This is a genomic window from Pseudomonas sp. ZS1P83, from assembly GCF_054897825.1.
Genome location: NZ_CM142706.1, coordinates 2,511,588 through 2,531,262 on the forward strand (window position 1 = coordinate 2,511,588; position 19,675 = coordinate 2,531,262).

General features: G+C 57.7%; 16 protein-coding genes. 10 read left to right on the top strand and 6 right to left on the bottom strand.

Features of this window, described 5'->3' with window-relative positions:
• Positions 1-67: 67 nt before the first annotated feature.
• Both ACYZT0_RS12100 and ACYZT0_RS12105 read left to right on the top strand, forming a co-directional pair.
• A complete protein-coding gene (locus ACYZT0_RS12100; RefSeq protein WP_462046027.1) occupies positions 68-541 on the top strand; it encodes an LEA/WHy family protein in 474 nt (157 codons plus the stop codon).
• 26 nt (positions 542-567) lie between these two features.
• Complete coding sequence (locus ACYZT0_RS12105) at positions 568-1,134, top strand: GNAT family N-acetyltransferase (RefSeq protein ID WP_462046028.1); 567 nt, start codon at positions 568-570, stop codon at positions 1,132-1,134.
• Here the strand turns inward: ACYZT0_RS12105 and ACYZT0_RS12110 are convergent.
• On the bottom strand, positions 1,124-2,047 hold the full coding sequence (locus ACYZT0_RS12110; RefSeq protein ID WP_462046029.1) for a carbon-nitrogen hydrolase family protein: 924 nt from the start codon (positions 2,045-2,047) through the stop codon (positions 1,124-1,126). The two genes, ACYZT0_RS12105 and ACYZT0_RS12110, sit on opposite strands and share 11 nt — an antisense overlap.
• Positions 2,048-2,132: 85 nt before the next feature.
• On the opposite strand from ACYZT0_RS12110, the gene ACYZT0_RS12115 reads away from it, so the two are divergent.
• The gene (locus ACYZT0_RS12115; RefSeq protein ID WP_462046030.1) at positions 2,133-3,053 is read left to right on the top strand and encodes a LysR family transcriptional regulator; all 921 of its coding nucleotides are present in this window, start codon (positions 2,133-2,135) and stop codon (positions 3,051-3,053) included.
• Here the strand turns inward: ACYZT0_RS12115 and ACYZT0_RS12120 are convergent.
• Positions 3,043-3,294, bottom strand: a complete 252-nt coding sequence (locus tag ACYZT0_RS12120) for a hypothetical protein (RefSeq protein WP_462046031.1) — start codon at positions 3,292-3,294, stop codon at positions 3,043-3,045. The two genes, ACYZT0_RS12115 and ACYZT0_RS12120, sit on opposite strands and share 11 nt — an antisense overlap.
• Positions 3,295-3,460: 166 nt before the next feature.
• On the opposite strand from ACYZT0_RS12120, the gene ACYZT0_RS12125 reads away from it, so the two are divergent.
• Complete coding sequence (locus ACYZT0_RS12125) at positions 3,461-3,778, top strand: ElaB/YgaM/YqjD family protein (RefSeq protein ID WP_123364977.1); 318 nt, start codon at positions 3,461-3,463, stop codon at positions 3,776-3,778.
• Positions 3,779-3,857: 79 nt separating this feature from the next.
• Here the strand turns inward: ACYZT0_RS12125 and ACYZT0_RS12130 are convergent, their stop codons facing one another.
• Positions 3,858-4,898 carry an Ldh family oxidoreductase gene (locus ACYZT0_RS12130; RefSeq protein WP_462046032.1) on the bottom strand — a complete coding sequence of 347 codons (1,041 nt, stop codon included), beginning with the start codon at positions 4,896-4,898 and terminating at the stop codon, positions 3,858-3,860.
• Positions 4,899-5,128: 230 nt separating this feature from the next.
• Here ACYZT0_RS12130 and ACYZT0_RS12135 point away from each other — a divergent pair, with 230 nt between their 5' ends.
• Together ACYZT0_RS12135 and ACYZT0_RS12140 are read left to right on the top strand one after the other, a co-directional pair.
• Positions 5,129-9,967 (top strand): dermonecrotic toxin domain-containing protein, encoded by a 4,839-nt coding sequence (locus ACYZT0_RS12135; RefSeq protein ID WP_462046033.1) that lies wholly within the window; start codon positions 5,129-5,131, stop codon positions 9,965-9,967.
• A gap of 100 nt (positions 9,968-10,067) precedes the next feature.
• Positions 10,068-11,069: a FecR family protein gene (locus ACYZT0_RS12140; protein ID WP_462046034.1), complete on the top strand. Its 1,002-nt coding sequence runs from the start codon at positions 10,068-10,070 to the stop codon at positions 11,067-11,069.
• A gap of 55 nt (positions 11,070-11,124) precedes the next feature.
• On the opposite strand, the gene pvdQ is transcribed toward ACYZT0_RS12140, so the two are convergent.
• Positions 11,125-13,470 (bottom strand): bifunctional acylase PvdQ, encoded by a 2,346-nt coding sequence (gene pvdQ, locus ACYZT0_RS12145; protein ID WP_462046035.1) that lies wholly within the window; start codon positions 13,468-13,470, stop codon positions 11,125-11,127.
• Between the two features lie 244 nt (positions 13,471-13,714).
• Here pvdQ and ACYZT0_RS12150 point away from each other — a divergent pair, with 244 nt between their 5' ends.
• On the top strand, positions 13,715-14,086 hold the full coding sequence (locus ACYZT0_RS12150; protein ID WP_462046036.1) for a fe2+ zn2+ uptake regulation protein: 372 nt from the start codon (positions 13,715-13,717) through the stop codon (positions 14,084-14,086).
• 19 nt (positions 14,087-14,105) lie between these two features.
• Here ACYZT0_RS12150 and ACYZT0_RS12155 read toward each other — a convergent pair whose 3' ends face one another.
• Together ACYZT0_RS12155 and ACYZT0_RS12160 are read right to left on the bottom strand one after the other, a co-directional pair.
• Positions 14,106-14,294, bottom strand: coding sequence for a hypothetical protein (locus ACYZT0_RS12155; RefSeq protein WP_008024801.1), 189 nt, complete (start codon positions 14,292-14,294; stop codon positions 14,106-14,108).
• 126 nt (positions 14,295-14,420) lie between these two features.
• Positions 14,421-14,675 (bottom strand): hypothetical protein, encoded by a 255-nt coding sequence (locus ACYZT0_RS12160; RefSeq protein WP_462046665.1) that lies wholly within the window; start codon positions 14,673-14,675, stop codon positions 14,421-14,423.
• 159 nt (positions 14,676-14,834) lie between these two features.
• On the opposite strand from ACYZT0_RS12160, the gene ACYZT0_RS12165 reads away from it, so the two are divergent.
• The 3 genes from ACYZT0_RS12165 to ACYZT0_RS12175 are packed head-to-tail and all read left to right on the top strand — an operon-like array spanning position 14,835 to position 19,632.
• Entirely contained in the window at positions 14,835-16,076 is a 1,242-nt protein-coding gene (locus tag ACYZT0_RS12165) for an MFS transporter (RefSeq protein ID WP_462046037.1), read from the top strand.
• A gap of 21 nt (positions 16,077-16,097) precedes the next feature.
• Entirely contained in the window at positions 16,098-17,228 is a 1,131-nt protein-coding gene (locus ACYZT0_RS12170; protein WP_462046038.1) for a LuxE/PaaK family acyltransferase, read from the top strand.
• 1 nt (position 17,229) lies between these two features.
• Positions 17,230-19,632 carry an acyl-CoA reductase gene (locus ACYZT0_RS12175; RefSeq protein WP_462046039.1) on the top strand — a complete coding sequence of 801 codons (2,403 nt, stop codon included), beginning with the start codon at positions 17,230-17,232 and terminating at the stop codon, positions 19,630-19,632.
• The last annotated feature ends 43 nt before the right edge of the window (positions 19,633-19,675 follow it).

Below are 19,675 nucleotides of genomic sequence, written 5' to 3' on the forward strand. Positions count from 1 at the left end.
GAACCGCTAGAAAATGCTCGAGGCCGAGCCACTGGTGGTTCGGCCTTTTCTTTAAGAGAGCATGTCCATGCGCAGTGTCCACGCCGTTATCCTTTCCCTTCTTTTGCTCTCCCTGAGCGCCTGTGCCCTGTTCCCCAATCGCGATCCGCTGAACATCAACGTGGTCGGCATCGAACCGCTGCAAAGCCAGGACATGGAAGTGCGTTTTGCCGTGAAAATACGCGTGCAAAATCCCAACGAGACCACCATCAACTACAACGGCGTGGCCCTGGACCTGGAGGTCAATGGCCAGCCACTCGCCTCCGGCGTCAGCGATCAATCGGGCTCGATTGCACGCTTCTCCGAAACCGTGCTGACCGTGCCGGTGAGCGTTTCGGCGTTCTCGGTGCTGCGTCAAACCCTGGGCCTGAGCCAGACACAAACCCTGAACAACCTGCCCTACGTGCTGCGAGGCAAACTGGCCGGTGGCTTGTTCGGCACCCTGCGTTTCGTGGACAGTGGCAAACTCAGTTTGCCAGCCTCGACGTCCGGCACCTGGTAAGACCAACTCAAGGAGCTATAACGAACATGGAAGCCACACCCACGCTCTACACCGAACGCTTGATCCTGCGTCCACTGGAATTGGCCGACGCCGACGCCATCCAGCAACAGTTCCCGCACTGGGAAGTGGTGCGTTACCTGAACGCCCTCGTCCCTTGGCCGTACCCTGCTGACGGCGCACTGACCTATCTGCGTGACATCGCGTTGCCGGCGATTGCCGCCGGCAAAGAGTGGCATTGGTCTATCCGCTTAAAGTCCGCGCCCGATCAGTTAATTGGCAATGTCAGCCTGATGAATGAGCAGGACAACAATCGCGGCTTCTGGCTCGGCCCAAAATGGCAAGGCCAGGGCTTGATGACCGAAGCCAGTGCGGTCGTCACCGAGTACTGGTTCAAAACCCTCGGCCGGTCTGTGATGCGGGTACCGAAAGCGGCGCCCAACATCGGCTCGCGCAAACTCTCGGAACGTACCGGTATGCGCTTGATCCGCAGCGATGAGGGCGACTTCGTCAGCGGGCGATTCCCCAGAGACCTCTGGGAAATCACCCGTGAAGAATGGTTAACTCAACCTAGAGATCCAGGGGTTATGCGTTGAAGCGGACACCCGGTTTGGCGCGCTCATCCACCGACAACTCAAACACATCCGGGCGCGCGTAGTGCCCCACCACGTCGTAGTCGTAGCGGGCGCGGATCAGGTCATCGGTGTCGATTTCTGCGGTGAGCAAACCGGCGCCGTCGCGCAGCGGCCCCGCCAGGATGTCGCCCATCGGCCCGACGATCACGCTGCCGCCGGCAATCAATGGCCGGTCCGCCGGCCAGTTGGCGACCTCCACGCCCAAGGCGTGCGGCGAGTCCTGGACCTGACAGGCGCTGACCACGAAGCAACGTCCTTCATGGGCGATATGGCGCATGCTGACCTGCCACATTTCCCGCTCGTCCACCGTTGGCGCGCACCAGACCTCCACGCCTTTGGCGTACATCGCGGTGCGCAGCAGCGGCATCATGTTTTCCCAGCAAATCACCGCGCCGATCCGTCCGACCTGACTGTCGATCACCGGCAACGTCGAGCCATCGCCTTTGCCCCAGATCAACCGTTCGGTGCCGGTGGGCATCAATTTGCGGTGCTTGGCGACCAAGCCGGCCTGCGGATCGAAATACAACGCGGTGCAGTACAAGGTGCTACCGGCGCGCTCGATGACACCGATCACCAGGTTGGCGCCGGTGCGCGCTGACAAGCCGGCCAATGCTTCGGTTTCCGCGCCTGGCACGTCGATCGCATTGGCAAAATACCGGGCAAAGGCTTCACGACCTTCCGGCAGTCGATAACCCAGTTGAGTGCCGAAGCCCTCGCCTTTCGGGTAACCGCCGAGCAAGGCTTCGGGCATGACCACCAGCGCCGCGCCGGATTCGATAATCGCGTTTTCCCAGGCAAGAATCTGTTCCAGCGTCTCGGCCTTGCCGCCGGGCAAGGCGCCGATTTGCAATGCAGCAACGATTGACTTGGGCATCGCAGTCACTCCAAAAGCAATGAGGTGTTGCTCATTCTCAGGCGCCACGGGATCATGAATAAAGCCCCGTTTGCTGCTGAATGATATGAATCAAATGAATATCGCCGCCGTTGATCTCAACCTGCTCAAAGTCTTCGAAGCGCTGCACGAGGAGTCCAGCGCGAGCCGAGCCGCGTTGCGTCTGGGCGTCACGCAATCGGCGGTCAGCGCGGCACTGCGAAGGCTGCGCGAGGTGTATGGCGATCAGTTATTCGTGCGCACCGGCCGAGGCCTCGCGCCCACACTCAAGGCCAACCAGTTGAAACCGGTGGTCAGCGATGCCCTGAACAAATGCCGGCAGAGCCTGGCGATGGTCGATCCGGCCGCCCACCATTACGACGGGCGCTCAGTCACCGTGGGTATGTCAGATGATTTCGAAATTGCTTATGGTCGCCGGCTGATCGAGGAAATCGCCCGCGTCGCGCCGAAGCTGCGGCTGATCTTCCGTCAGACCCACAGCCAGATCGTCGCCCAAGCGTTGATGGAACGCAGCATCGATCTGGCGATTACCGCAGGCGGATTTGCCGAGCGCTTGCTCAGCCGTCAGGTGCTGGGAGAAGGAGGCTATCTGTGCCTGGTAGACCCGATGAGCCTGGCCGAGGGACAGCAAACCATCAATCTTGAGGAATTCGTCGCCCGCGAGCACATTCTGGTGTCGTCGGGTGGTTTTATCGGGATCACCGATAAGGGGCTGGCTGCGGTGGGGTTGAGTCGGCGGGTATGCGCGTCGACCACACACTTTGCGGCATTGCCGCATTTGCTCAAGGGCAGCCAGGCCGTGGCGACCATTCCGGCCCATGCGGCCCAAAGCATTGCGGCGCTCAGCGGACTGGCGCTGCTGCCCTGCCCCCTGGCGTTGCCGCGTTATCCGATCGAACTGGGCTGGCGCACCAGCACGCAGCTCGACCCGGTGGGGTTGAAAGTGCGTGAGGCCATTGTCGCGAGTTTCGCGTGTTCTATTTGGTAGCCATTAGGCGATTGATCTCGCTGCGCACCATGTTCGCGAATTCCGGGGGCGACATGCCGTCAAGTTCGGCACGGACCCACTCGGACCATTTGCCTTTGCGTTTGGCACGCTCACCGAACAACCGTGCGGCCTCGCCCTTGGACTTGCCCAGGTTGCTTTGCCAGAGATCGAACAGACGGGATTTCTCATCTTCAAGCGCAGCGCGCTCGGCAAGGGGTTTGTCGGCCAGATTGAAGCTCATGGGAGTTACCTGCTGCGTAAATTAGGCGACATCTTACACTGTAGGAGGAAATGTCCGACTCAGGATTTTTCTTCAGGGTGGGGTCAACGCGAAAAATTCACTGCAACTTTTTCACTGACGACAGACTCCATTGTTCACTGTCCATTTACCTGCAAGGAGTACCCCAATGGCCCGGAAAACCGCCGCACAAGTCGCCGAAGATCAAATCAAGGATCAGGCCTTCAGCGAACTTCAGGCTCTGATCGAAGAGTCGGAGAAACTGCTCAAAAGCAGTGCCTCACTCGTCGGTGAAGAAGCGGACACACTTCGTGGGCAAATCGCCCAGAAACTTCAGCAGGCCCGGGACTCTGTCACCAGCGTTCGTGACCGGACCAAACCTGCGGTCGAAGCCACTGAAACCTACATCGGTGGTCATCCGTGGCAAACCGTGGCCATCTCCGCCGGTTTTGGCTTGGTAGTCGGTTTGTTGCTGGGCCGGCGTTAAGCAGTACCGCTTTGATGGGTACTGAGCAAAAAGGCGAGCCTTTCGCTCGCCTTTTTCATGCCCCGGTTTTATGCAGAGCTCAGAGCCCGGCCAATTCCCGCAAATTCGCTAACGTCTGAGCATCGAGCTTAATGCCATCGATGCTGGCCTTGGCCCGCTGCTGGTGACGTCGATCACCCGGCAAACGCTTGAGCCCCACGCCGTGCATCTGCCGGACCAGTTCCTGGCTGCGCTCGGCAAAACTCTGCCCGGCCGCCTTGCTCGGGTCGATCACGATCAGCAGTTGGCCAGTCCACGGCGTCTTGGCCCCCGGATGGTTCGACCAATCGAACTCGAAGGAAAAGTTCCCGCCGGTCAACGCCGCTGCCAACAGCTCGACCATCATCGACAGCGCCGAACCTTTATGCCCGCCAAACGGCAACAACGCGCCGCCCTCCAGAATCGCTTTCGGGTCCTGGGTCGGCTGGCCGAGACCGTCCACACCCATGCCTGGCGGCAAACGCTCGCCCTTGCGTGCGGCGATCTGCACATCGCCATGGGCAATGGCGCTGGTCGCCAGGTCGAAGACTATCGGGTCGCCGTCAGCGCGAGGGGCGGCGAACGCAATCGGGTTGGTCCCGAACAACGGGCGATCGGCACCGTGCGGCACCACGCAGGTCATGCTGTTGACCACGCTCAGCGCCACCAGCCCTTCATAAGCGAAGGGCTCGACATCCGGCCACAAGGCTGCGAAATGGTGGGAATTACGAATCGCCAGCACCGCAATGCCGGCACTGCGGGCCTTTTCAACCAGCAGTGCGCGTGCTGCCGCCAAGGCCGGCTGGGCGAAACCATTGCCGGCGTCGACTCGGACAAAACCCGAAGCGACGTCCTCGACCACCGGCACGGCCTGGCCATTGACCCAGCCGCTCTTGAGCGTCGACACGTAACCGGGAATACGAAACACGCCGTGGCTATGGGCGCCATCGCGCTCGGCGCCGGCGCAGTTGAGGGCCAGTGTTTTGGCGACATCGGCGCTGGTGCCATGACGCTGGAAAATCTGCTCAAGCAAAAGAACGAGCGCGTCGAAATCGAGCGTTTGAGTGTTCGAACTGACGGCCATTTCGGGCGTTGCGGTCATCTGAAGCTCCAGTTTTATTATTGAGTACGGGCACCAGGGTGAAACGAGGTTGCACGGCAACCAAAAACAGTTGTCGATTAAGCGCTGTTTTACCGGCGTCCTGTCAAGTCTCGACAGCCTGTTCGGATCAAGCAATATGTACCGCACTCGAGCCTGCCCCTGGTCGTACTGTTTTTCCTCAATCCAACGCCGGCGATTACCCGCTGATCGCAGCACATTGAGGAAAAACCATGATTGCTTCTCCACTGCCTTATTTTTTTGACGAGGCAGAACGCGCATCCAATGCCAAACAGCCCGGTGATCGCGAGAAAGCGCTGAGCTTCACGCTTGATGACCTGAACGGGTTGATGGGTGTTTATCTACCGACCCATGAAGCCCGTATGGCCACTACCAAGCCCATGCATGTCGAGCGATTGCTTCTGGGCCCGACGGACATTCCATTGGCCGGTGCGTTTGCCATGAGCCGGCCCAACGATGGAGAAGTCACGCTCTACACACCGTGGAAAGGCCTGATCAAATATGCTGACATGGACGACGTCAAAAGCACACTCAAGGAATGGTTGGCGCAGGAGACCGGAAAACGGGAATTACTGCGTTATCTTTCCATTGAACAACGTAACGCTGTGCAGGCAGCCGCTATGCCTGAGATTTCTACAACAACCATCGAAGGTGCGGTATTCCAGGACCAGGCGCTCACACTCGAACTCAATCAGACACACAACATCCAGTCGATGATGGCCGAACTGGTCAAGATGCCGACACTGCAGTCGATGCTGGACGAAAGCCTCAAGACTGCGTTGGCCAAGCGATTCCCCAGGCTGGACCAGCGCCGGACAAGGCTGGAAAGCTTCATCAGCACGGTTTCCACCTTCGACCCCAGCGAGTACCGGTACAAGATCTCCTCGCAGCCACTGAGCGACGTCCTCTTGCAGTACTACCTGACCCATCAGTGGCCAACGGGTGATTCCAGGGTCTTTTCCAATCCTGCACACGGCGTGAGCAGCGACGCCGATAACCAGGCATGGGAAAGCTCAATCATAGAGATCGCGCAACGCTTTACACCTCACTTGCGCAGCCTGCTGGAAACGTTCTGGAACTCCCCCACGCGCGCTGGCCAGTCACCCTCGGCGTTTCTTGCAGAGGGCATGCGCGACTCCTTTCACGTCAATCTTTTATTGAAGCGCCAGCAAGGTGTTTTAACCACGCAGCAATACCTGCGCTTGATGAATGTGAGCCTCGCGCCTGCCTCCAGCGATTCCCTGCGCATCGAAAAAGTACGTATCACCGCGCCCTTCAAGCACTACGCGGAACTGGCCTGCACCTTGATGATCGGCAGCAGCGACGCCCTCGGCTTTCTGTATACCCGGTCCAGAGGTATCGAAGCCACGAGTAACCTGCCAGCGGTCAGAACAATCGTGCTGGCGATGATCAAAAGCGAAGGGCATGAGGACACGCTGCTCAATTACATGTCGCTGGACGAGCGCCGTACGCTGCTTTCAATGGAACCGGATGAACGCATGATTATCGGAGAACCGATCGTTGGCCCGGCGTTCGAAAAATTGATGGCAGACATCCTCGACAAGCAATTGCAGAGCCTGACTTACGCCTTGAGCTGCTACCGCGAAAGTGAAGGTTCGCTGGACCCGCATGCATTGCTCGACAAGGCGCTTGATGTTCGGGGACTGATCGATGACCGCCTGTTGGCCGTCGATGCCAACGGGCGCTGGAGTACACACGTGGACCAGCGCTGGAGTGCACAACCGACCACCGTGCGCGCCGAATCGGTCAAAGAACAATGGGCACTGCTCTCCACCGCTGCGCTTGAACAAAACCTTCTAAACCACCCCGCCATTCCTGCCGCCACCCGCACGATCAGCGACGCCCATCGTTTCGTCGGATCGTCGCTGGAAGGCTTGCAATCGAGTTTCACCCACACCCTGTCAACGGCATTGCGCAGCGAGCTCAAACTGCAGACCATTGCCCGCACGCTGGGTGTGACGGAACAGGCGATCATCAAAACGGTGCTCGATACGCCGGTACGCTTGCATCGGGGCGTGTTGAACGGTTTTCTGCCGGACGTATTTTCCCTGGCGTTGAAGGCAGGCGATGCTACGGATCCGTTGAAACTGGCCAGTTGTTTTGTGCTGACTGAACGAGGAGGCCTGGACCCAGTGCATTCGGGCAAGGCCATTTTGTGGACGCCCGCGTTGGGGTTTGAAGCCTTCAAGGCATTGACACCGTTACTGACCGAACTTGGTCGACGCCTCGCAGACGTCGACCATCACTCAACGCTTCTGGAGAACCTTGGCCGCAGCGAGCGATTGCCTGGCAAGACTTACACGTTGGCGCCCCTGCAGCGGGTAGATGGGCATTTTGTTGATCATCTACAAAAACCCTCTGTGCATCTGGACCAATCGTGCCTGACCAGCGCGCTGGCGACGAAGCTCTCCACCACGCCGCTGACCCGTCTCCTGAATCTCGTGGCGCTGCGTAAGCCGATGACAGGGCTCGACCGTGCGATGGACATTGCGCGGTCACTGACGACTCAACAAAAACTGCCGGCATGGCTGGCCAAAGCGTCCGTTAACGATCTGACGCTGCATGCCGAGCTGCTTCAGCAATACCTCAATAACGTTAAAGACGACCAGGATTACCTGACCGGCATACGGTCACTGCAACGCACGGCACACCATGAACTTGAAAAACAACTCAAGGCAGACGGCTTCGACATCAACCCGGACAACGTCCAGGTCCAGATCAGTGCCCGCCCGACATCTGCAGCCAACACTCAAACGCTGACTGACTTTGCGTTGACTCACCTAAAGGATCTGGCTCAGGTCCATTTCAAACTGGTATCGCTTGATACCACCGTGATTCCCGAGAGGATGGGCGAACGCTACATCAAAGACCTGATACGAGACCTGAAACCGGGCGAACATCAGCAGAAAATACTGAGCGACGCCTTGGCAGATACCCAGGCGAATGCGGGCCGCAGGAAGCGGTTTTACACACAGTTGCCCTGGCAGTTGATGCATTACGCCCACGTGGAAAAACTGCAGGAACGTCTGAGCGAGACGGGGTTTGATTTGATCCGGCAAGTCATGGACATGCCAGACGCCATTGCCCGCGCGGCAGTCGCCGGTGCCCATGCGATCATCCGCCCGCTTGAGTTCCTGGGTATCAAGAGTGCACAGACGATCAAAGTACCCGGTGTTTATCTGATCGGCTCAACGGCTGGTCGCTCTGCACCACAGGTGCTTATTGCGCCTCACAGCCCTCGACATGGGGTGAAAGAATATGAAAATGAAGCACAACTGCTAACAGAACTGAAGACCCGCGGACCGCTGCTCGACTGGCTACTCCTGAATCTGCCGCAGCCTGATCGGATACTCCTGGAAACTCGGATGGCGACCACTGATCACCGCGTTACCAGAGCCACGCCGTCGAGCACCGGTCATCGCTTCACCGAGACCACACTGGCATCCAATCCGATCAAGGGGAACCTGTTCAACCATTTACTCAGCGACAACGCTGCGTTGCTGACCCGATTGCTCGGTTGTCAGTCCGATGACAGAAAACAGGGCGAGTGGGCGACCATCAAACATGTGTTGGGCGAAGATTTGCACGCGGCACTTTCGTTTTGCATGGGCAAACTCGCGTACCCCATCACGGTATGGCGCAGTTACCGCGATATCAAGCAATCCGCCGAAGACCTTCAAACACATAAATGGGGAGCCGCAATAAAAGAGTTCATCAGCGGCATTGCACAACTGGCCTCGTTGCGGCAATCGATGGAGGATCCAGTGAAGGAGCCTTCGACGACCAGCGCGCCCGCGCCAGAAACGCTCGACACCCGACTCAAATGGCAGGACATCGACATCACTGCACCCGAGCGCACGCAGTTGAAGCGTCATGAGAGCATCGACATCGATCTGGGTTCGCTGACACACAACGCCAAGCTTGGGCTCTACGCTCATCCAACGACAAAACAACTTTACGGGCCGGTTGAAGGAAAAGTGTATCCGGTCGCAAAACCCGGCACCCGTTGGCGCATCGCCGCCCCCCCCGCTCGCGTCCCTTATCTGCGTCAAAACGAATCGAAACAATGGGTTCTGGACAGGGAAAAGCCGGCACCCCGCTTCAGCCTCATCAACCGTTTACAGAACGCGGTAACGGTTTGGGAAAGCATGAATGTAGAAGCACATGGGATGCCCCAAATCCGTCAAATTTTTCCGCGAAAGGCTCGTCAGATTGACGAGGCGCTGGATCTGGCAACCACCTACGCCTGGAACAGCTGCCGCAACCTGCAACTGCTCAAGACTTCTGACGGCACGGTCACGCCCGTGCACCAGTTCATCATGGATTTTATCGATGTGCCTACCGTGTCGGACGCGCAGGTGGAGAAGCTCGAAAAAATCGTGGGCGACATTTTTGCGGCCCTGTTGGACCCCACACTCAGAAAGCCGAGCTCCAGGCGTTTTGTAGTCGGCAAGCTCAATCACGCGGAAAATTCGTTCGGCTTCACCCTTCTAAATGACGTAAAAGGGAAAATTTACCTGACAGATAAATTCTTCTTCCCCCATTTCGACCACTACCGCGAACATCTGTCCGATGCCGCCTTCCCCCTCAACGCTCATGCTCGGGCGGCAACCCTGATCCATGAGGTTTCGCACATTGCCGCCAAAACCGAGGACATTTCTTATCTCGATTCCAGCAGACCGTTCGTCGACCTGATAGGAACGGCCAGTGCTTTCGCCACTGATCTCAAAACAGCCTTGAGCGAACTTCAGGGCAGCGCACTGTCAATCAAGACGCCTTATACACAGCTGTTCAAAATCGAGAACCCTGATGCCGGTGAATGGGAGGACCTGGGCAGTACTACTGATGAAAATACCGATCGGATAAAGGAACATATCTTGACCTTGACCGGCGAGGACAACCTGAGCGGTGCCCGCACAACCTTCAAAAAAGATCCACTGATCAGGCTGGCGGTGCAACTTGCTAACGCTGACAGCGTTACTTGGCTAATCACCCATCTGGGGCGTCAACTGTATAGCAGTACCCCGTGAGTTTAAAAAAAATAAGTGCCTGTTTGATGGGTAATTGCCGTGACGGTTGTTCTCGCAGACTTCCTCACAAGGTTAGAATGCAGGAAATCAGGATGAGTCAATGACCGACAACCCGCTCTCGCAAGCCCAATATGACGCAATCACCGATGCCGCTGCGCATTGGTGCATGCGTCTTCACGCCATTGATTGCACGGCTGAAGAGCGGCTGGCGTTCGAGCAATGGCATAACGCTCATCCGCTTCACGCGTTCGAGTACGAGGCCATGCTGGAGATCTGGGATGTCGCGGGGGACCTGCCACGTCCCGAAACCGTGATACCGGCGGCTCGCGCCAAACCTGCAACGCCTTGGCGCACCTTCGGTATCGCCGCCGCGGTTTGCGCCATGGCGCTGCCATTGGCGGCCTATAGCGGATGGAACCTGGGCTGGTTACCCAATTCGTACCAACATTTCGAGGCGAGCGATATTGTCCGTCAGGTCACCCTGAGCGATGGCAGTCAGGTGGAACTGAACCTGGGCAGCGAGCTGACGTTCAGCAATTACAAGGACCAGCGTCGTATCACGCTGAAAAAAGGCGAAGCCTTCTTCAGCGTCAGCCACGACACTCGACACCCCTTCATTGTCAAAGCGGCCGAAGGCAGGATTCGGGTAACCGGAACCAAATTCAACGTCTGGATGTATGAAGATCAGGTACGCGTGAACCTGATTGAAGGTTCGGTGCTGGTCAGCAGCAATGATGCCCTTGCGGGTGACGGCTTGCGCCTCGAGCCAGCGATGCAGGCGAGCTATAGACGCGGTGACTTCACTCCCCGTATCAGTCAAACCTACGACAATGACAACTCACTGGCGTGGCGCAGCGGAAAACTGGTGCTCGATGATCTGGCGCTGGCCGACGCACTGCCATTGATCAATCGCTACTTGAGCAAACCGGTGATGGTGGCCGACCACCGTACCGGCTCGATTCGCATCGGCGGCATCTACAACATCAAAGAACTCAACAACCTGGTGGCTTCCTTGCCCAAGGTATTGCCGGTCTACCTGACCCGCAACAAGGATGGCAATCCGGTCCTCAACTCCATTCCGCAACAAGCCCCAAAAAGCTGAAGGCCGCGACCCTTGAGGGGTGCGGCCTTCATTCCTGGTTCAAGCGCCCTCAGCGTTACTGTGCAGCCACCTTCCCGGCTTTTTCATCCTGCTCGCGGATTGTCTGAACCTGGTACTGCGGATCGGACGTGATCTGCCGCTCGGTGAACGGCATCACACTCAACTGCTTCCTGGAAAATGCCAGGGTCTGGTCTCTGGAGTACTTCGAGGACGGGTCACTGGATAGCGAGAAAGCCAGCAGCCCCTGGGCCTGCGGTCCCTCGTCATCGAAGGTCACCACCTGCAAATAGCTGGTACCGCTGACGACTTCGAGTTTACCGTCGGTTCTCGACACGCTCTGAATGGCGTTATAAACCCCCAGAGTGCCAGGTCCACCGTGAATCGGCGTCTGCTGGCCACCACTGCTGGCCACCTGGATATCACCCCAGCGACTATCAGCCTTGAGCCCCCTCTTATTGATCTGCGCTACCGACGCCAGCATTGCGTCGCGAACCGCCTTTGCCACTTCCGGGCGATTGACCGCCAGGCCACGCGGGGTGTGTTGCGGGTCTTTCGGATCGAACGCCACACGCCAGAGATCAGGTGTTTCCTCTAGCGACTCCATGACATTCTGGAAATGCACAAAGCCCAGACCACTGTCCAGATTTGCACTGCGGTCCCAGGCCTTGAGACTGGCACACAGCGGCGTGAGCGTCGGCGCATCGGAACCCAGGGCCGCCGCACAGAACTGCAGCAGGTCCGGCATCACTTGGGCCGCCTGATACACCTGGTCGTCCATCACCATGTGCTGCAAATCCACCGCCGCAATAGGGCCGGCCTTGTTCACCGTATTCAGGCGATCCAGTGCAAAGCGTGAGCGCAACCCCAATGGCTGACCGTCCTGACTGATCAGGGGCGAAAAACCGCTGAGCGGTTGCGCCGGGTTGGCCATCCAGGCCGAATCGTTGGAGTGCTGCACGAAATCCTTGCGCAACAGTTGCGGCAATTTGTCTGAGGCATATATCCCTTTTTGCGCAGCCTGCGGGTCGATGTCCCAGGCACACGCGCTGTTGGAGCCGTCGAGAACGATCATCTGCAACCCGGCCCGAGGATCACTGCACTTGGCCAGTTTGTCGGCACTGACGTTCGGCACGACCGAGAGGTTCATGTACAGCGTCTGCCCCTGATCATCCGTCGCCAGGGTGTTGACCCACGGGATCCCCTGGATCTTGTGTACCGACGCCTGCAAGTCCTTGAGGCTGACCGCACGGTTCATTGCATACCACTGCTGCAAGACTCGGTCGTTTTCCAGATTGGCGTCGCGCAGGCTGTAGGCGAACTGGTTGTTCCAGTCGAGTTTTCCTGGCCATTGCACGATCGGGCCGAACTGCGAACTGTAGACCACATGAGAGACCGGTTTAGTCTGGCCATCCGGTTGTTTCACGTTCACGGTCAGGGTCTGTTTCTTCATCGGCAATGACTTGCCGTCGAGCAGGTAACGGGTCGAATCCTTGGGGTCGAGTTGCAGGCGATACAAGGTGAAATGCTTGGACGAATCCACGGTGTGGGTCCACGCCAAGTGCTGGCTGAAACCGATATTGATCATCGGCAGCCCCGGCAGCGCCGCGCCCATGACGTCCAGTTTGCCGGGAATGGTCAGGTGCATTTGATAGAAACGCATCCCGCCTACCCAAGGGAAATGCGGATTGGCCAGCAACATTCCGCGGCCGTTGAAAGAACGTTCACTGCCGACTGCCACGGCATTGCTGCCACGATCCAGGGCAAAACGCTGCATGCGCGAGGCGGCCGCCTGGAACGCCACGGGGTCGCCTGCCACATGAGTAACGGCCTTGGGTGGCGTCGCGCCGGCCAAGGCTTCGGCAAACTGCCCTACTCCGCCTTCGACCAGCAGACGCCGCGTCAACTTGACCAGGTCCTGGGCAGTAATCTCGCGCACCCAGTCGCCCTGACACTGCTGCGGCAAACCCTGCGCCCGACGTTCTGTCAGCGAACGGTTATAGCCCGCCACATAACCTTCGATGAGATCGCGTACTGGCGGGGTTTGCGCCTGCCAGAAGGCGGAGACGGCCTGCGGGGCGTTCAGCCAATTGAAGAACAGATCGCTGACCAGGTTTTCGCGCTCTTCGACAGTGAACTGATCCGGGCCGAAATACCGTGAACGTTCGCCGTTTACGGTGGTGATCTCATTGGCCAGCAGGCACAGGTTGTCCTGAGCGTAGGCGTAACCAATGCCATAACCGAGCCCGCGTTCGTTGTCAGCACGGATATGCGGCACGCCGAAACTGGTCCGGCGAATCTCAGCGGTCGCCTGCTCTGGCTGACTGCGTGCGTTTGCCGCAAGACTCAAGCCCATAAACACACCCGCAAGGCTCAACCTGGTTAACTGCCTGGAAATAATCACGCTCGCTCCTGATCGAAAAGACAAACACCCGGCGTCATACACGCACTGCGCCTTCCCCTAGAAACGAAACGAATGACAAAAATTTAGGCCCTGCAAAACGCTTTTCACAGCCATCTCACGGGCCGCTGACGTGACGGCGACAAAATTTCTACATTTGGGGCTTCATTATTTGCCCTGCTCATACGTCTTATAGATTGAGAGCACCCATCACATTTCCTGGCCGGCTCGGATAAGGAGTTTTTGCATGTACAACTCGCAACTGCCAACGGACGGTAGCAATGCGCCAAACGGCTCTGCCATGGGCTCCGGTGTTTTCAGTCAACGGAGTGAGCGCAATGGCAACGAGCGGATCAGGTCGCTACTCAAAAGCTTTGGTCTGCGCACCAGTCTGATCCGACTCAAAGTCATCGATGCGTTGCTGACTGCCGCCGAAAGCGACCACAGCCTTGGCGTGCGCGGCGTACACAGCCACTTGCTGGATCTGGATATTCCCCTGTCCTTTCTCAGTGTGCGGGAAGTGTTGAAACGCTTGTGCAGCGAAGGCGTGATCACGCTCAACCCGGACAAAAGCTACAGCCTGCATCCGCACGCTGCAGCCATGCTCCAACGCGAGTGATCAGCTCAAGGTGCGTCGCTCAGGGTTTGACCTTGCGACGCATCACGCCATTGATCACCACCACGATGACCGCCACACCGATGGCGATGTACTGAAACAGCTTCTCGCTGATGACGCCTGCGTTTTGCAGATACGAAAGGCCGAACATGATCCCCAACACCACGAGGGAGATCAGAATCGAGTATTTCAAACGTTGCGACTGAGTCATTGCGAGTTCCTGAACCTGAAAAATGTATCCGACTTGTATCCAGATGCATGCCAAGCCCCTACCTTTCTCCGGGGATGGGACGCTACAAACGGGGTCTCATGTTACAGCCGATCAAGAGATTTGGCTTTATTGCCCCATGAGGATTTTGAAATATTCCGTCGAATCACGCTGCTGATTCCGCTGCTTGCCATACTTTCCCTGAGCGGCTGCATCATTTTCCCCCACGGAGGCTGGCACGGCGGTCATCATTACGACCGTGGCGGGCCGGGTTATTATCAGCATCGATAACATGAATAATTGAACTTTTATTCGCAAGCTAATTACCCCATCCAATAACTTCTGAATAAATGCCCGCCCTGTCGCGGGTTTTTTTTCGTACATGCACATTCACTTCTTCCTACCTATCGATATCGAAACATAGCGAAAAAAATTGAAACGTTGAGTCTCAATAGTTCATTGGAGCTATTCATATTCAATGATTAATCTTGGCGCCTCGCAATAAAGCCCGTTATTAAATTTCGCGCAACAACCAGGAATGCCATGCACAAGCCTTTAATCAATATCAGCCCCCATTATTTATCTGGCTTTTGCCTTGCAATCACTTTTTTCGAACTTCTGACGTATATGGCCAGCGACATGATCATGCCGGCCATGTTGACCGTTACCCGACAATTGGATGCCAGCCCCGACCATGTCCCCTACGCTTTCAATCTTTATCTGGCCGGCGGCATTCTGCTGCAATGGCTGATTGGTCCATTGTCTGATCACTTCGGTCGTCGCAAGATGTTGCTCATCGGTTGTGCGGCATTCGCGCTGGCCTGTGCCGCAGCGTTCAACGTGCAAAGCATTTATGCGTTCAACGGCTTGCGACTGATTCAGGGCATGGGGTTGGGGTTTGTCATTGCGGTCAGCTATCCAGCCCTGCAAGAAGTTTTCTGCGAAGCCGACGCGGTAAAAATCATGGCGTTGCTGGGGAACGTTGCGTTGCTCTCCCCGCTTCTGGGGCCGTTACTCGGAAGCCTGCTGCTGGAATGGCTGTCCTGGCGGGAGCTGTTTTTACTGTTGGGTTTGGGCGGCGTGATGGTCTGGCTTGGGCTTTACCTGTTCATGCCGGAAACCGTGGGCACTCTGCGCCACGACGGTCAGCGACTGGAAGCGGTGCGTTTTGAATGGCGCAGCACCGTGTGCCGCTATCTAGCGTTACTGACTAACCCGCGATTCCTGAGTGCAACAGTCGCACTGGGCGTGATGAGCCTGCCGTTGATTGCGTGGATAGGGCTGGCGCCGCTCTTGCTGATCCAAAACCAGGGACTTTCACCTTTGCAGTACGGCCTGTGGCAAATCCCGGTGTTTGCGGCGGTCATTCTCGGCAACCTGATTCTCAACCGACTGATTGCCCACACTGAATTACCACAATTGATTCGATACGCGCTTTGGCCGTTTTGCGGCGGTCTCATCGCGCTAGTCGCCGTCAGCATCTACGGCGCTTCGACAGCCGTGCTGATCAGCTGCCTGGCGCTTTACGCCGTTGGGCTAGGCATGAGCAATGCCGCGCTGTACCGGCTTGCGCTGTTTGCAAGCGAAGACAGCAAAGGCTTGGTCTCGGCGATGATCGGCATGATGTCGATCGCCGTCATGGGCGGCGGCGGCTCGATTATCGCTGCGGCCGGCGCCGGTAATAGCCACGAATCCTTTGCCCTGATGGCGGGTGTTGCGGGGCTTCTGTGCCTGGCGCCCCTACGCCTGTTTCTGCGGCGTTCTCACATCGCGATTGCCGTCTGACACCACAACGTAGGTCTTTTGATGATCCATTTACCCCACACCGATGCGCTCTGCGCGTTAACGAACCCCTATTGCCTGGATTCCGTGCCCGACGGCCTGTTCGACCAGGCGATGGGGGAAATCAGCCTGTTTCATTGTCACCACACACCGGGTTACGAACGCTGGCTAAACGCCAATGGGCTCGATGCCCGGGACCTTGAAACACTGGATGACTGGTCAAGACTGCCTCCGATCTTCGCCAACTATTTCAAACGTCACCTGTTGTTCAGCCCCACCGGGGAAGGCGCGCTGGAGCTGACATCGTCGGGTACCAGCGGCCAGAAGAGTCGCATGCGCTATGACTCTCGCAGCATGGCGGCGGCCCAAGGCATGGTGAGCCACATTTTCCGCCACTACACCTGGGATACCCCGGACAGCCCCTGCAATTACTTGCTCCTGAGCTACGAACCCGAGGCCGCCAACACCTTGGGCACCGCTTATACCGACCAGTTTCTCTGCAGCTATGCGCCCGTCAACCGGGTTGTCTACGGATTGCGCCTGACCCGTAAAGGTCACGAGTTCGACCTATTTGGTGTTATTCGCGCCTTGCAGGAATTTGCCGACGACGGCTTACCCGTTCGAATTCTCGGATTTCCAGCGTTCCTTTCGCATGCGCTACAGCACATGGAAGACACCACTGCGCCGAATCTCAAGTTACCTGCCCAGTCACTTGTGCTTCTGGGCGGTGGCTGGAAAACACAGGCAGCGCAGGAAATACCGTTGCTTGAGTTGTATGCCCGAATCAATCGGCAATTAGGTGTCGACCTGTCCCGCTGCCGGGACGGCTACGGCGCGGTAGAGCATGCCGTGCCTTACCTCCAGTGTGCCCACCATCATTTCCATGTACCGGTTTACTCGAAGGTTTTCGTGCGCAACCCATCCGATTTCACTGTCCAGCCATACGGCCAGCGCGGCTTGCTGGAATTCGTCTCCCCGTACATTTCGTCAAGCCCGGCGCATGCCGTGGTCATGGGCGATCTGGCGACATTGCACCCCGGAGCAAGTTGCGGATGCGGCCTGGCGACCGATTGGTTCGAGCTGCATGGACGTGCCGGCACCACCGCCAGTCGCAGCTGTGCCATGGCTGCCTCAGATCTGCTCGAAGGAGTTTGATATGTACTTGATCAATGGCCAATTGCGTGACGACATTACCCTGGAAAGCGCCCTCGACCTCCTTCAGAAACAATTGCCTCAGTTGCTTTCTGCGCCGATCGACAGCGATACCGTCATCGATTCGGCGGCTCGTTTTGCCACACAATTACAGACTCGCAGTCTGGATCTGTCCCTCGAAGACGATCAACGTCAGGGGCTTATCGATTTCTGCCAGCCCGGCAATCTGAGCAAAAAGCTGGAGCGGGAACTGGGCGCGCACCCTCGTTCGCTGAGGCGAATCGACTACCAACAGCCGAGTTTCGAAAGTTGGCACCCTTTAGGGTTGGTGGTACATGTCACACCGGGCAATGCGCCAATGCTGGCATTCTGCGCAGTCATCGAAGGCCTGCTGGCCGGTAACATCAATTGGCTACGCCCTAGCTCAAGTGATGAGGGTTTTACCGCGAAGTTGCTGGCCGCCCTTGTGCGCTGCGACATCAGCGGCAGGCTTGCCGAATTCGTCGCAGTTTTGCCTGTGAGCACCTCTCGCATACCTCAGCTCTGCGCTCAGGCCGACGGAGTGTCAGCCTGGGGTGGGGAAAAGGCGCTCAAATCGATTCGACAGCAGATTCCGGCCGGATGCCGCTGGATCGACTGGGGGCACAGGATCAGCTTTGCCTATCTATCGCTCGACGCGGCGAGTCTTTCGACGATGGATGCGTTGGTGGATGAAGTCTGTCGTTTCGATCAGCAGGCGTGTTCCAGCCCGCAATGGGTATTGGTGGACAGCAACGATCCGGCAGTCCTGCAGGATCTGGGGGAGCGCCTGGCCGAAGCCTTCAAACGTCGCGCTGCCCATTGGCCAGCGCTGGTTCCCACAGACCCGGAAGCTTGCGAGATCACCACCCGCACGACCATGGCGCGGCTGGAACATTGCTTTACGAACCAGACCGGCCAGGTCTGGAGCGGCCTCGGTTGGCGTGTGATCTGGGAGCACCATCAAACGCTCGCGCCGTCGCCACTGTTTCGTACGATTGTGCTGAAGCCAGTACCCCGGCACCGGATCGCCGAGACGCTGCTGCCCTGGCGCACGGTGTTGCAAAGCTGCGCGCTGATGTGCACCCCGGTAGAAACTCCCGAGCTCGTTCGAACGCTTGTCAACGCCGGCGTCACCCGCATTGCGCCTTGCGCGTCGATTCATGACGGCTACGCCGGTGAGCCCCACGATGGTGTCTATGCACTGTCGCGCCTGAGTCGCCGTCTCTCGGTGAGTCTGACCCCTGATGTCTCGACGGGCCGAGCAACGCTCGACCCGGTTCCACCCGCGCCCGATACCGCCAATGATCCGATCATGGACAAAGACACCTTCACGACCCAGCCGATTGGCTCCGGGGCACAGTTGTATTTCCGCTCCGGAGGTAGCAGCGGGACCCCGGCCCTGGCCGGTTTAAGCTATCGCGTTTATCAACGAGAGATGCGCGCGGCGGCGGATGGCATGTTCGCTGCGGGGCTAGATCCGTCACAAGACCGGGTCATGAACCTGTTCTACGGTGGCAACCTGTACGGCGGGTTCTTCAGTTTTTCCACAATCCTTGAACAGATGAGCGTTACGCATTTCCCCATGGGGGCGCCCCAAGAGGATGACTTCAGCGAAATCGCCGAATTAATCGTAGACCGCCGTATCACCGTGTTGATCGGCATGCCGAGTACCTTGCACCGTCTGTTTTTCACCGAGCAGGCCCGACTTCGCGCGTACGCCGGCATCGGCAAAGTGTTCCTCGGCGGAGAGCATCCGGGAGAGGCCAGTCGGCGCCTGATGGAAAGCTGTGGGGTCTCGACAATTCGCTCTGCACTCTATGGCTCCGTTGACGCAGGTCCTCTGGGGCATGCCTGCGCGGCTACAGCGGATGGCGTGTTTCACTTGATGAGCGACATCCAGCACCTGGAAATCGTGCAGCTCGAACAGGATGTACCGGTTCAAAGCAACGAGATGGGTCGCCTGCTCTTTACTTCCCTCGCCCGGCAAGATCAAACCGTACGTCGATATGAAGTAGGAGATACCGGTCGCTGGATACCCGGCGCCTGTCCCTGTGGACTGGACTCACCGCGATTCGAGCTGTTGCAGCGGCACGGCAAGCTGGTGCGAATTGGCACGGAATTCATTTCGCCTTCCGCTCTGCAACACAGTGTGGGTTTACCCATTCAAGTTCTTCTGGACCACACCGCCAACGGCGTCGAACGCATACGGATCCGAGTGAATGCTGATGCCGACCGAGTTTACGACCAACTAATGACACACATAGCCGTGGCGAATGCCGTGAACGCCGCGTTGTTAATAGTGGACATTGAAGTATGTGCCGAACACGAGTTCAGCCGAAACAAACACAGTGGCAAGACACCCCTGGTCATCGATCAAAGACAATAAAAACAGACTGTTTATTCCGTAACCTTGTACTTTTAACTAGATG

Coding starts and splice junctions, on each gene's coding strand:
- ACYZT0_RS12120 (WP_462046031.1), bottom strand. CDS start 3,294: ATGAGCTTCAATCTGGCCGACAAACCCCTTGCCGAGCGCGCTGCGCTT.
- ACYZT0_RS12125 (WP_123364977.1), top strand. CDS start 3,461: ATGGCCCGGAAAACCGCCGCACAAGTCGCCGAAGATCAAATCAAGGAT.
- ACYZT0_RS12175 (WP_462046039.1), top strand. CDS start 17,230: ATGTACTTGATCAATGGCCAATTGCGTGACGACATTACCCTGGAAAGC.
- ACYZT0_RS12130 (WP_462046032.1), bottom strand. CDS start 4,898: ATGACCGCAACGCCCGAAATGGCCGTCAGTTCGAACACTCAAACGCTC.
- ACYZT0_RS12170 (WP_462046038.1), top strand. CDS start 16,098: ATGATCCATTTACCCCACACCGATGCGCTCTGCGCGTTAACGAACCCC.
- ACYZT0_RS12165 (WP_462046037.1), top strand. CDS start 14,835: ATGCACAAGCCTTTAATCAATATCAGCCCCCATTATTTATCTGGCTTT.
- ACYZT0_RS12150 (WP_462046036.1), top strand. CDS start 13,715: ATGTACAACTCGCAACTGCCAACGGACGGTAGCAATGCGCCAAACGGC.
- ACYZT0_RS12160 (WP_462046665.1), bottom strand. CDS start 14,675: ATGTACGAAAAAAAACCCGCGACAGGGCGGGCATTTATTCAGAAGTTA.
- ACYZT0_RS12155 (WP_008024801.1), bottom strand. CDS start 14,294: ATGACTCAGTCGCAACGTTTGAAATACTCGATTCTGATCTCCCTCGTG.
- ACYZT0_RS12110 (WP_462046029.1), bottom strand. CDS start 2,047: ATGCCCAAGTCAATCGTTGCTGCATTGCAAATCGGCGCCTTGCCCGGC.
- ACYZT0_RS12140 (WP_462046034.1), top strand. CDS start 10,068: ATGACCGACAACCCGCTCTCGCAAGCCCAATATGACGCAATCACCGAT.
- ACYZT0_RS12135 (WP_462046033.1), top strand. CDS start 5,129: ATGATTGCTTCTCCACTGCCTTATTTTTTTGACGAGGCAGAACGCGCA.
- ACYZT0_RS12100 (WP_462046027.1), top strand. CDS start 68: ATGCGCAGTGTCCACGCCGTTATCCTTTCCCTTCTTTTGCTCTCCCTG.
- ACYZT0_RS12115 (WP_462046030.1), top strand. CDS start 2,133: ATGAATCAAATGAATATCGCCGCCGTTGATCTCAACCTGCTCAAAGTC.
- ACYZT0_RS12105 (WP_462046028.1), top strand. CDS start 568: ATGGAAGCCACACCCACGCTCTACACCGAACGCTTGATCCTGCGTCCA.